Source organism: Bacillus tuaregi, assembly GCF_900104575.1.
GTDB classification, from domain to species: domain Bacteria; phylum Bacillota; class Bacilli; order Bacillales; family Cytobacillaceae; genus Bacillus_BD; species Bacillus_BD tuaregi.
This window is the reverse complement of the sequence record NZ_LT629731.1, coordinates 469,063-482,071: the sequence shown is the minus strand read 5'-3', so window position 1 is coordinate 482,071 and position 13,009 is coordinate 469,063. Positions and strand designations below refer to the sequence as shown.

Below are 13,009 nucleotides of genomic sequence, written 5' to 3'. Positions count from 1 at the left end.
AAGATTTCAGCCAAAAAAAGAAGGAGCTTCTAATTATTAATCGAAGCGCCTTCTCTTAAACCATCATGATTCAATTTTTATTTTACAATAGGCTCTGTTAAACACGAGTGTTGATTTTCGTTCCAGGCACTTCGCTTTCCGCAGGCGAGCGCCGAGTCTCCTCGACACTACGTGTCTGCGGGGTCTCGTCTGTTTCGCTTCTTCTGCAGGAGTCTGCGTGCCTTCCACTACAATCAACCTGCTGGAAAATCAACATTGTACTCTAATACAGCTTTACGATGAAATGAATCGTAACCGGCTTACTGTTTCCTTTACTATCACTAATAATCCCTTGTAATGAAAAATTATCGACTAAGGAGGAAATAGTACCAAGCTTAATTCCGTTTAGTTTGTCAGCAAAGGAAAGCTTATTGACTCCTTGTGTCAATTGCTGTGTAAAATCACCTTCGTTTAATACAAGCTTCACATAGCTAGGGGCCTGAGTAATTTTTAATGTAACAGCCTCGGAAACAGTAATCGTTCCTTCTGTGAAGGTATTTTCCTTATTTTGTGTTGTTAAATTATAGATTATTTGAATGCCTCTATTATTAGAGGCTACATGACCATTGACTATGCCACCGCTAGTTTTAAGGGCAGTATTGGTTACCTTCGCCTGAAGATTCCCCATCAATCCTGGGATATTTTTCAAGGCTCGGTCAAGAAATACGGAGAACTCTGCCCTTGTCACAGTACCCTTTGGATCAAAGGAGCCATTCTTCTTTCCCTCTGTAATGCCGTTTTGATATAACACCTTTACATCATGAAGATGTGCTGCAGACACTTGATCTAAATCATTTAACGGAACAGCGACAGCTGAGTTTGGTTGGAAACCAAATGCTCTGACAATAACGGAAGCCATTTGTTCTCTTGTTAAAAGGTCATTTGAACCAAATGTTCCATTCGTTGAACCCTTAAAGATTCCTGCTGTTTTCACTGCAGCCGTCGCCTGGGCAAACTCGGAGGTATCCGGTACATCCTTGAATCCCGACCCACTTATCACGGCTTCTATCGGCAATGCCCGTTTAAACATGATTGCCGTTTCCATCCGATTCACAGCCCGGCTAGGCTGGAAGCTATTATCCTTATAACCTTGAATAATTCCCTCTGATACTAATTGCGAAACCGACTCATAGCCAAAATTTCCTGTTTGATAATCGGTAAATGACTGCTCAGCTGCCTCAATCTTTGGAGCTGTTAATGACAATCCCAACAAAAATAATATCGGGAGTAGGAAAATAGATTTGTATCGTTTCATTATTTTCAAGCACACTCCTTGTTATGAACTCGATCTATTATATCATGGTTTGTTTGAGGTAGTGGCGGTTTCGTTCAGCTGGAAATGATTAAATCAAATTCGCCCGTCCAATGTTATCTATACTATTAAAAAGGTACCCCTACTCTCTAAGAAACGATTATTTTTATTATTCTATCTATTTTTATAAAATAACTTTGCCCCTTTTTTAAATCCATTTATATAGTAAAAAAGAAAGCGCTTTACTTCATTCAATCCCCATACAGTTTCCCAATGGTCCCAAATATTATTTGACCAATTTCATAGAACCTCACCAATATAATACTTATATTCTGCAATTTTCGACATCGTTACAATGTTTACCATTACAAATATTCCCTTTTACGCTAATGAAACTCACCTAAATGGACCTAATAATAAATAAAAGGAGCATGAATATACTTATTTTATAAATAATAACTATTACTATCATATGTATATTGTTTATTTTTAGGATTTTTTGACATATTTATTGAATTATTTGAATTTTATAATATACTTAATTCATTGTTATAGTCTTTTTTATTTAGTTAGGTGTTCGTTAATAAGAACACGAAGCATACTAAAGTTAGAAGGTCGAGGGAAATGAATGAAAAAGGATGAGAAAGGACCTAAAAAATTTATATTTTTCGAAAAAACTGGAAGGAGATGGAAGTATTCAAAATTAAGCTTTAGTCTAATTTCCTTGGTAGCGATTATTTTCCTATTTTTCATCGTAAAAGGATTACTTGACAGACCTAACTTAGCTGAACTTGAGATAAATAATAGCACCATTAGACCAATCAATTCTCCGGTTTCTCATCTCGTTACCCTTGATGGAACGTTGAATCCACTTGAGACTATCAGCATAACGGGACAAGAAACAAAACCAAAGATATTTACTTTTTATCAGTCTGAGAATCATTCCAATAGAGAGAATCAGGTTTCCCTTAAGGAAAATATTGATACCATTGACGTACTTATCCCCGATTGGTTTTACTTCAACAAAGATGGTAACATCATTGATAATGCAGAAGCAAAAATTGATCACTTAGCAAGGGAACATGGTGTACAGATTATCCCCTCCATTACTCTTGATGAAAATAGCACGGCCGATGACGTTCATAACTGGCTTTCAAATCCTCAAACACAAGATCAAATGATTCAAAATCTAATAAGTACTATGACAACAAAAGACTACCAGGGCGTCCATTTAAATTTCGAGGATGTATACTGGGAAGATAAAGATTTCTATAATCAGTTTGTGACAAAGCTCTATCAGTCCTTTCATCAATCTGGATTACTGCTAACCTTATTTGTTCGCTTGGGCGATGATACGTATGATACACAGCTACTTTCAGATGTATCCGATCATTTAATTGTTAAAGCTTTTGACCAGCATATCGAACAAGGGGAGCCCGGCCCATTAGCATCCTTTCAATGGACTCAGGAATTGATTAATCAATATCATGGTGCCAAAGAAAAGCTGGTGTTATGTTTAGCTAACTATGGTTATGACTGGAATGTAACTACTGGTGAACCTGCAACCCCCCATCATTTCTCCACTTTGATGGAAATGGTTAATCGGGAGAATCTCCAAATCCAGTGGAATCAGGATTTCTTCACTCCGTACGTTCGTTATATGGAACAAGAGGAAGAACACATGATTTGGTTATTAGACGCAGCAACCTTTTATAATCAAATGAAAATAGCACAAACCAACCAAATCTCTTCCATTGGAGTCTGGAACATTGGTTCAGAAGACCCAACGATCTGGAGATTATTCTCAACAAACCATGCGAATCCAAAAGATTTAGAAACGATTCCAAACCGAGCAGCTACAGCGACGGAAGGGTCCGGAGATTTCTTACAGGTGACGACTGTTGAATCAGAAGGCAAGAGAAGTTTCGAGCTTAACAATAACTTAATAAAAAAGGAAAAATATATAAAATATCCAACTCCCTATTTACTCAAACAATATGGTGTAGATGAGAAAAAGGTCGCCATTTCCTTTGATGATGGGCCGAACCCAAAATATACAGGGAAAATTCTTGAGATCTTAAAGAAGCATGATGTCAAAGCCGCCTTTTTCCTAATTGGCCAAAATGCTGCTATGTATCCTGAGCTTACAAACAGAATCTATAAAGAGGGTCATGAAATTGGCAGTCATACCTTTACACATACAGATGTTATGACCATTTCAGAAAAACAATTGAAGTTTGAGCTAAACTCTACTCAACGAGTCATACAAGGGATTACTGGACATTCCATCAACATGTTTCGTCCACCATATTTATCAATCAATGACGGTCCAAATGAGCTTCCATCGGAGGAAGTGATGGAGCGAATTCTTAAAATTCAAGATTTAGGATACACAGTGGTTAGTTCGACGATAGATCCCAAGGATTGGAGTGGAATATCAGCAGAGGAAATTGTGAAAGAAGTTACCGCCAAAGTGCAGAATGGTCACACGATTCTATTACATGATTCTGGAGGAGATCGGAGTGCAACGATTAAGGCACTGCCAAAAATTATCGAGTGGTTAAAAGCGAATGACTATTCCATTGTACCTGCTAGTGAATTAGTAGGGATGGAACGAAGCGCCGTTATGCCGGCTGTACAAAAAACGGAGGAATCGATGAAGCCATTTTATTTATATGGTTCATCCTTCCAAGCTGCGCTAATTAAATCGATTAAGTTTTTCTTATACCTGTTAATTATTGTCGGGCTGTTCCGTTTGACTATCCTGCTCTTTTTCAGCTTAAAACAAAAACGAAAAAGCAAGCATCGAAGGTTTAATGATTCCTACCAGCCATTTGTTTCCGTTTTGATTGCTGCATACAACGAAGATAAAGTAATCGGGAAAACCATTCATTCCATCATGAAAAGCCGTTATCCAAGATTTGAGCTGATTATTGTGGACGATGGTTCAACAGATCAGACGGCGAGCATAGTGGAAACCGAATGTAGTAAATATTCCAACGTACGTTTGTTACGAAAAGAAAACGGAGGGAAAGCCTCGGCATTAAATCTTGGATTTCAGAACGCTTCTGCTGACATCATTGTTACGTTAGATGCCGATACGGTCATTGCTGAAGACACGCTCACCATCATTGTTAGACATTTTGTCGATCCCATTGTTGGTGCTGTCGCAGGGAATGTAAAAATCGGTAACCGCAAAAATCTGTTAACCTGGTGGCAGCATATTGAATATGTCACAGGGTTTAACCTAGAGAAACGAGCGTTTGATGAGCTAGATAGCATTACAGTTGTGCCGGGGGCGATTGGGGCTTGGAGAAAAAGCGCGATGATGGAGGTTCATTTATTCGAGGAGGATACGTTAGCTGAAGATACAGATGCCACGATGAAGCTATTACGTAAAGGCTACAGGATTAAAAGTGAAGTGAATGCCATTGCCTATACCGAGGCACCGGAGGATCTGAAAAGCTTTATCAAGCAGCGCTATCGCTGGACCTTTGGCATTTTGCAATGCATATGGAAGCACAGGGAAGCCTTATTTGCTAAGAAAAATAAAAAGCTTGGGTATATTGCCCTGCCAAACATGATCTTCCAATATGTCCTACTGGCAACTGCCCCAGTCGCAGACATTATTCTGATCCTTGCCCTTACGAACGGTCATATGTTTGTCGCTTATTTTTACTTGGCATTTTTAATCGTTGATACCCTGATTGCTGCCTATGCGTTTAGTTTAGAAAAAGAAAAGAAAAAACCATTATTCTCACTGTTCATACAGCGGATTATCTACCGCCAGTTCTTTACCTATGTTGTGTGGAAATCAGTTTTGTTTGCCATCAAAGGACAGCTGCTGGGCTGGAATAAATTACAACGAACCGGCAGTGTGCTGCAATCAGAATTTGAAGAAAATCGAAAAAAGAAAGCCAATTATGGTGCGTAATAAGTGGAAATAAAGAAGTCTTAGGTGGTATTGCAAGAAGTGAAAAAACTTATATTCATAATAATATCCATTATTTTCATTTTCATAGTGATTTTGTTCAACTCTTTACAAAAAAAATCTCCTATTTCACCTGATAACCCGGAGGCCGAAGAGCTTCCTGCCAATCTTGACTTAGAAGAACAACAGCAACACGGAGACACCATCTTTCCGGATCATGTCTCCGTGAAACAGAGAAAAGAAACGGTTCAGTATGCTTTTGAAGCATGGAAGGAACAGTATGTAAAGCAACTAGATGGAAATCAGTATTATGTGTCCTATGATAATGATCAAAATACGGTTTCTGAGGCTCAAGGCTACGGAATGCTAATTATGGTCATGTCGGAGGAGCAGTTTGGCATCAAGACGAAGAAAATTTTTGATGGAATGTTTCGATATACTAAAGATCATCCTTCTGATCGCAACGATTCTTTTATGGTCTGGAGACAGTATCGACAAGAGGATGGTTCAATGAAGGATGACAAAAGTGGACAGTTTACCGGCTCTGCCACGGATGGTGATATGGATATCGCCTATGCACTGCTGCTGGCTGATCAGCTCTGGGGAAGCGATGGGACGATTAACTATCGGCAGGAGGCCATTTGGATCATCAACGCGTTGATGGACTCAGTTGTCAATCCTAATGAGTGGACGTTAAAGCTTGGGGATTGGGTAAAAGACGATGATCCAAAGTATGGAACAGCCACTAGAACATCCGATTGGATGGTTGGCCATATCGCTGTATTTTATGAGGTAACAGGTGATGATCGATGGAAAAAGGTTTTAGATAAGATGATTAAGCTGACTAGCCTGATTCAAGACCATTATAGTTCTAACACAGGATTATTGCCTGATTTTATTTGGAAACAAAATGGGGAATGGGTTCCGGTAGATTCTTATTTTCTTGAAGGGGAAAAGGACCCGTACTATTCATATAATGCCTGTCGAGTACCATGGAGATTAGCCGCTGGCTACATTTTTACAAAGGATAAGGAAGTGAAGATGCAGCTAGAAAAAATCAATTCATGGGTCATGGAAGCCACCGAAGGTCATCCTTCTAGTATTAAGGCTGGCTATAATTTGGACGGAGATGCACTCGTTTCTTTCTCAGATATTTCTTTTATCGCTCCTTTTGCCGCAAGTGCTTCTATAGATGAAGAAAATCAAGAGTGGCTGAATCGTTTATGGGACAATATGACAAAGGATCTTGGTCCGCATGAAACTAGTAAGTACTACAGTGATAGTATTCGGCTTTTGGTTATGCTGTTTATGGAAAGAGCCGGCGAAAAGGAACAATGGTTATAGAAGTTAGATTGCATATTAGGAGATGTATCGGATGAGAAAAAAATTAGAATTGATACAGTTTTCTCGGGCACTCGTTCCCTTTATGGTGATGCTGTTTCATTTATCAGGAACCATGATGGCCTATTTTGACTATAATTTATTTGGATTTTCCTATATTCCCATTTCAGGTGGCGTGAATTACTTTTTTGCATTATCTGGGTTTATGATGTATTACATTTACCATAAAAACTTTGGCCAAACCCAGCAGCTTAAAGGCCTCTTGCTAAATCGGCTTATAAGAATTTATCCACTTTACTGGCTGCTAACCTGCTTGTTTTTATTAGTTATATTCCTTAATTCAGACTTTAGTGTGGGACATGAGACCGATATGGACACTCTCATTACTTCCTTTCTGCTTGTCCAAAGTCCAAGAGAGCTTGAACCAGTCCTCAACGTTGCCTGGTCATTAGTTCATACGGTATTTTTTTATCTCGTTTTTTCCCTATTGTTCTTGTCCTATGTGAAACTATCAAAAGTCATCATAGCCATCTGGGCATTGTTAACACTAGCGTTTTCCTTTGGTTACCTTTATATTGATCACTATTTAATCCGCTTCTTTTTCAATCAATATAATCTAATCTTTCTAGCAGGAATCTTCTGTGCCTATGCTATTACTCATTTTAAAATAAAAGCAAAGCTATCCGTTTTTATGCTCATTCTAGGTGGATTGGGATTTCCCATCATATGGATTAACTCGATTCACCCTTTAATTCCCATCAGCTTTGATATGGGAACAGGTTTAGCTTCGGCGCTCATCATCCTCGGGCTGGGATCACTAGATATGCAAAAGGATTACAAAATTCCAAGAATCTTTAATTATATCGGAAATGCAGCTTTTTCAATCTACTTATCTCATAATTTCGCCCTAGATTTGTTATCAGAGTTATTTAGTGTACTTTCTGTTTACGATTATCTAGGCGGTTGGCTGACGAGCATGATTCTTCTAGCTTTGATGCTGATTATCGGCTGTCTGGTGCATTCATTTGTTGAGAAGCCGCTAGTTCAATTGTAAGCCCGAATTATAAAAATAAGCGCACCTTTCCGGTATGCATGACAAATAGCCGTATATCATGACTTTTTTTGTCAGATGTACGGCTATTTCATGTTAATTCCACATTCAGCTTGGATCATTTTTGACCAAGGCATATATTGATTTAAAATATCCGATTGTTGATAGATATCTAGATTAGGTAAATCCGTCAGTAACTTCAATAGATAGCGATAAAAATCCACACCATTTGCTTTTGCAGTTTCTGCAATACTTAAACAGATGGCATTGGCCTTTGCGCCAGCCTCACTTACTGAGTGGATCCAGTTCTTTCGGCCCACTACACTTGGACGGATGGCATTTTCAGCTGGATTATTATCAATTTCAATACGACCATCCATCAAAAATGCTTTTAAACCATTCGCTCTGTTTAAGGTATATTCTGCTGCCTTCGCAAGCGCATTTTTGCCGAAGAATGGGGATTTTTCAACCCAGTCTAGAAATTCCTCAAGGATTGGCCTTGAGTATTTTTGTCGTTTTTTTCTGCGCTTACTTGGAGACAAGTGTTTGAATTGCCTTTCCAATCGATATAATTCATCGCAATATTTTACACCGATATGTCCGTTTTTGCTCTCCACTTTTAACCAATAGCGACGAACGTGCGCAAGGCAATTGGCGAAAGTGACACCTTCAATTTTGTCATAGGCAGAATAACCATCACAAATAATCGTTCCGGAAAATCCTTTAATGAAATTTTCAAGAACAGATCGACCACGTGATAATGAACTTTGAAATAGAGTTATTATTGGTCCTTGACTCGGCACACTTCGAAATACCCAATTATAAGCATTGGTTTGTCCAGATTTCCCATCGGATCGATTGATAATTTGTGCATATGTTTCATCGACATGCATGAGCGATTTAGACATCATTAAATGCTTCATATTCTCGTAAATAGGCAATAGCCAATCATGCGATGCACGAATAACCCAATTTGAAAGGTTCTTATCATTAGTACTCAGACCAGAACGATCCCATTCCTTTACCTGTCGGTATAGTGGTAAGTATAGTGAAAACTTATCATGTATTACTTTGGCAAGAACGCTTGGACCAGCGATACTACGTTGAATGGGAGGTTGCGGTGCTTTTCCACGTTTTATTTGCGCTTTTTGAGATAGATCACTTTTACAATTCTTACATTCATATGCATGCTCAATATGTTGTATTTTCTTCATTCTGGCAGGAATAAATTCAGCCTCTTCACGTACGATTGAACTGCCTATTTCAATCATTTGGTCTTGGCAACAGTCACAAGTCGTATTTTCCGGATGATGGTGGATAGCTTCTACTTCAATGCCATCATGCAGTGAATCATTTCGTTTTTTCTTTTGAACTTTTCGTACAACAGTATAAGAAATAGTCTGTTGGCTTTGTTCTTCTGTGTGCTCAGGTTCGCTAAAAACCGGGTCATCATCAAATAACGTACCTTGCCCGTCTGGTGCGTTATATTTCGTTTTTTCAGTTTTTGATCCATATAAAAGCTTAGTTAAATGGCGTACTTGATCGGTTAATGCTTCAATCTGTTTCGATAATTCTTTGTTTTGTTGATTTGAATGAGCCAACTGCTCTTCAAGCAGCCGAATTATTTTCTCGTTCTGATTTTCATTCGTAGAAGAAGCTTTCACCATATCATTCACCACTTTCCGTTCGTTTTCGTTCTTATTATTATAACCAGTTCGAACGTGGAGATAAAGAAAAAATAATAGTGTTTAAAAAGTTCCTTTTTCCGATGATTGAATAGCTTTTGGTTGCTGAATAGCTAAGCCTTCGAGCAGCCACCTGAGCTGTTTTTGGGATAGATTACGTACTGCTTGTTCATCTTTAGGCCATTGTAACTTCCCATTATCTAAACGCTTATAGAGAAGGGCAAAACCATCTCCATCAAAATATAAACATTTATATCTATCTTTCTTCCATCCGGAAAAAAGAAATATCGAATCCCCATAAGGATCTAATTCAAGAGAATCTTGAACCAGGGCAGCTAATCCGTCAATGCCCTTTCTCATATCCGTTTTTCCACAAACAATATAGATATTTTTCACATCCGTATAATCATGTTTCACCAATGCTTCAACTCCCTCATGATTGTTAGGATGATGTGCTCGTCTACACCATTATAAAAGAGGATTTCCGCATTTGCCGTTTTGATTGTGCAGATGCTAGAGGAAGAGCTGGTTGGTGGTGACACGGAGTTACTTTTATTTTCAGGAAGAAGTGTAACGGGAACAATAGTCAGTTTTTGATCTGGCATATGAAAAGCACCTCCCTTTAATATTGATATGATCATATTACAGGAGGTGCAGCTCTATTTATATGCGTCGTTTGAATACGGGCTTACGTTCAATTGCTGAGAAAAGGGAGTGTGGAGAGGAAGAGGTCGGTTGTTGAGGCTGTTAGGGAGAGTGTGTGAATAGAATGGTACTGAATAAGCTGATGATTATGATTAGAATTCGGGCTCTCCCCAATAAAAAAGAAGGAGCAGCTACTTATCTAGTAGCTAGCTCCTTCTAATCAACTAACAATCCCTGCACTATTTTAGAAAATTCTAAGGCAGGGTGGGTCTTATAATTTATTATTAGCTTACTTCACAATAAAACTAATCGTGATATCCTTACTATTTCCTGCGTGGTCAGTCAGTTTTCCTTCTACAGTAAAATTACCAATATGATCAGAAATCTGGCTAATATCTACTAAACTCAGCTTATCAGTGAAGGAAAGAATATTACTGCCTTGTGTTAACTGCTGTGTTGTATCATTACCTAGTACAAGCATGACCTTGTTAGGGGCTTTGGTAATACTTAGTGTGCTGGCTTCTGAAACGTTGATAGTACCTTCTTTGATTATACTCTCAGGACTTTGATTTTTTAGATTATAGGTAATCTGGATACCGTTGTCAGTAGAAGATAACTGCCCATTTAAGCTACTAGAGTCTATTATTAATTCAGTATTTCTTACATCCGGTTTAGTCTGATCCATCTGACCTGGACCGCCAGGGATATTTCCAATTGGAGGTGTTCCAATCCCATTATCCGGATTTTCTCCATTGAAGTTTTGTAATGCTCGGTGAAGAAACACAGAGAACTCTGCTCTTGATACAGAGCCCTTTGGATCAAATGCACCATTGTTCTTACCCTTGGTTATCCCATTCTGGAATAATACTTTTACATCATCGACATGTGCTGTGGAAACTTGATTAAGGTCTGTTAAGGTAACGTTGACATCTGAAACTGGTTCTAGATCAAAGGCACGTACAATAACGGATGCCATTTGTTCTCTTGTTAAAAGATCATTCGGACCGAATGTACCATTAGATGACCCCTTGAAAATTCCGGCTGTTTTCACAGCTGCGGTAGCCTGTGCAAATTCTGACGTATCCGGTACATCCTTAAAGCCTGATCCACTGATTGCTGCTTCTATTGGAAGAGCCCGCTTGAACATCACGGCTGTTTCTATACGTTTTACGGCTCTATCAGGCTTAAAGCTATTATCCTTGTAACCTTGAATAATCCCTTCTGAGACTAATTGTGAAACAGACGCATAGCCAAAATTATCTTTTTGATAGTCTGTAAAAGATAGTTCAGCTGCATCTGCCTGTGAGGTTATTACAGACATTCCCAATAAAAATAGAATTGGGAGAACCAAAAAATATTTGTATCGTTTCATACTTATCAAGCACTCTCCTCATTATTATATCGACATATTATATCATAGATTGTATTATTCTGTGGTTACTAGTTTTGATAATAAATTTCCCTAGTCAGATAGACTCGATTACTATTAAATATTATTTAAAAATAAGGAGCTGCTATTTTACTGTAGCGAACTCCTTACTTAACTTAATGTATTTAGCATTTGGTAATTATTGGACCTGAATAACTCCTTCATGTGTTGCCTTCACTTGTTCATTAATCATATAATAGCTTATTTCAGCCATTTCCAAATCAAATTCGGCTTGCTTTACGGACAAGCTCGATTGCTGATATTGAAACTCAGATATTATTCCTAATTCATACTGAACTTTAAAGCGATTTGAATCATTTTTAGCATACTCCAAATCTCTCTTTTTATCTGATAGGGTTTGCACCGCTTTATCTAAATCATAATAAAGATTTTCGATACTTTCTTTTAGGTCAAGCTTCAACTGTCTAATTTTTTCCTTATCAACTTCAATCGTTAATTCTGCCTGCTTTATTTTATACTCACTAGCATCATCTTGATCCATTAAATCATTTAAATCCAGTTCTGCATTCTTTAGATTTAGCTCTGCTTTTTTATATGCGTAAGAATCTTTTACTAGTTTATCCATTTTGTTTGCTGCTACTTTATCTGTATTCGTATTAATCTCTAAATCTTTAAGTTTGATTTCTGCGTTATATTCCACATCGATATCAAGTAGAAGCTTGGCTAACTCTCTTTGATAATCCTGTTTAGCCAGGTCTAGTGCTTGCCTTTGTTTTTCCAGATCGCGTTCACTTTGCTCTAGTTCATATGCTGAAGCAATACCTACCTCAACTTTTTTCTCCAAAATGTTCACATTTTTTTCTACCTGCACAACAGATGATTCCATTAAATCAATTTGCTGCTTTGTAGAAATCAAGCCTGTATATGAAGATGTTAACATCATTTTAACCATCTGTTCCGCTTCTTCAGCTTCATAGTTTAATTGAAGCTCTCCCACTTCCATCTTTTGTAATGCAAGCTGCAATTGGTCGATAGCATCTTCCAAAGCCTCAATTTGAGCATTGATGGCTTGCAAAGCTTGGTTGTATCCACTCACAACTTGTTCTAGCTGTCCACTTGCAATGGAAGCTTCCAATTTATCAAGCTTTAACTTAAGAAGCTCATTTTGATTTTCTAAAAATTCGATTGAACCGCCTTCATCTTCTCCAAGTTCTGCTTCTAGCCCAGCAATTTCTTCTTCAAGCGTTGATATTAATAGTTGTAAGCCAGCAATATTTTCCTTAATTGTTTTAAGATTAATATTTGGTAAGCTAGAATCAGCTTCGTCGATATCATCTTCTAAATCTTCAATATCCTTCTCCATGTCTTTGTGCTGATTATCCATGATTTCCATTTGATATTCTAAAAGTAATAGCGTCGAGTTTCTATCTAAACCACGCTCTATTACGTCATCGATGGACAAAACAGATAGTGTTTCTTTTTCTGTTGTTTCTTCTTGCTGATTAACTGCAGCCTGTGCATATATAGTCGGTTGAAGTGATGTAAATGCCAGTCCCGCAGCAAGCATGTAAGCAAACTTCTTCATTGTATTTCTCCTCTCACTTGTGAAGCCATTTTTATCTAAAAAAATTATCATACCATATGTAGAAATATTTTCTATCTGTTTATTATATCA

Annotated in this window: 9 protein-coding genes; 3 read left to right on the top strand and 6 right to left on the bottom strand. The window is 37.9% G+C overall.

What is annotated here, in order from left to right; all coding sequences use genetic code 11:
• Positions 1-262 precede the first annotated feature (262 nt).
• The gene (locus tag BQ5321_RS04770; protein WP_071393432.1) at positions 263-1,294 is read right to left on the bottom strand and encodes an S-layer homology domain-containing protein; all 1,032 of its coding nucleotides are present in this window, start codon (positions 1,292-1,294) and stop codon (positions 263-265) included.
• 625 nt (positions 1,295-1,919) lie between these two features.
• Between BQ5321_RS04770 and BQ5321_RS04765 the strand changes: the two genes are divergently transcribed.
• From BQ5321_RS04765 to BQ5321_RS04755, 3 genes are read left to right on the top strand one after another with little or no spacing between them, the layout of a single operon-like run.
• On the top strand, positions 1,920-5,225 hold the full coding sequence (locus BQ5321_RS04765; RefSeq protein WP_071393431.1) for a trifunctional glycoside hydrolase family 18/polysaccharide deacetylase/glycosyltransferase family 2 protein: 3,306 nt from the start codon (positions 1,920-1,922) through the stop codon (positions 5,223-5,225).
• A gap of 39 nt (positions 5,226-5,264) precedes the next feature.
• Positions 5,265-6,566, top strand: coding sequence for a family 8 glycosyl hydrolase (locus BQ5321_RS04760; protein WP_071393430.1), 1,302 nt, complete (start codon positions 5,265-5,267; stop codon positions 6,564-6,566).
• A gap of 31 nt (positions 6,567-6,597) precedes the next feature.
• Entirely contained in the window at positions 6,598-7,617 is a 1,020-nt protein-coding gene (locus tag BQ5321_RS04755; protein ID WP_071393429.1) for an acyltransferase family protein, read from the top strand.
• Positions 7,618-7,700: 83 nt separating this feature from the next.
• On the opposite strand, the gene tnpC is transcribed toward BQ5321_RS04755, so the two are convergent.
• The 5 genes from tnpC to BQ5321_RS04730 all read right to left on the bottom strand — a co-directional run bounded on the left by tnpC (position 7,701) and on the right by BQ5321_RS04730 (position 12,919).
• The gene (tnpC, locus tag BQ5321_RS04750; protein ID WP_071392719.1) at positions 7,701-9,281 is read right to left on the bottom strand and encodes an IS66 family transposase; all 1,581 of its coding nucleotides are present in this window, start codon (positions 9,279-9,281) and stop codon (positions 7,701-7,703) included.
• A gap of 81 nt (positions 9,282-9,362) precedes the next feature.
• Complete coding sequence (tnpB, locus tag BQ5321_RS04745) at positions 9,363-9,716, bottom strand: IS66 family insertion sequence element accessory protein TnpB (protein WP_200798700.1); 354 nt, start codon at positions 9,714-9,716, stop codon at positions 9,363-9,365.
• Positions 9,713-9,904 (bottom strand): hypothetical protein, encoded by a 192-nt coding sequence (locus BQ5321_RS04740; protein ID WP_071392721.1) that lies wholly within the window; start codon positions 9,902-9,904, stop codon positions 9,713-9,715. The genes tnpB and BQ5321_RS04740 overlap by 4 nt, the downstream gene beginning before the upstream one ends.
• A 329-nt stretch (positions 9,905-10,233) precedes the next feature.
• Complete coding sequence (locus BQ5321_RS04735; RefSeq protein WP_071393428.1) at positions 10,234-11,316, bottom strand: S-layer homology domain-containing protein; 1,083 nt, start codon at positions 11,314-11,316, stop codon at positions 10,234-10,236.
• Between the two features lie 196 nt (positions 11,317-11,512).
• Entirely contained in the window at positions 11,513-12,919 is a 1,407-nt protein-coding gene (locus tag BQ5321_RS04730; protein ID WP_071393427.1) for a TolC family protein, read from the bottom strand.
• Between the last annotated feature and the right edge of the window lie 90 nt (positions 12,920-13,009).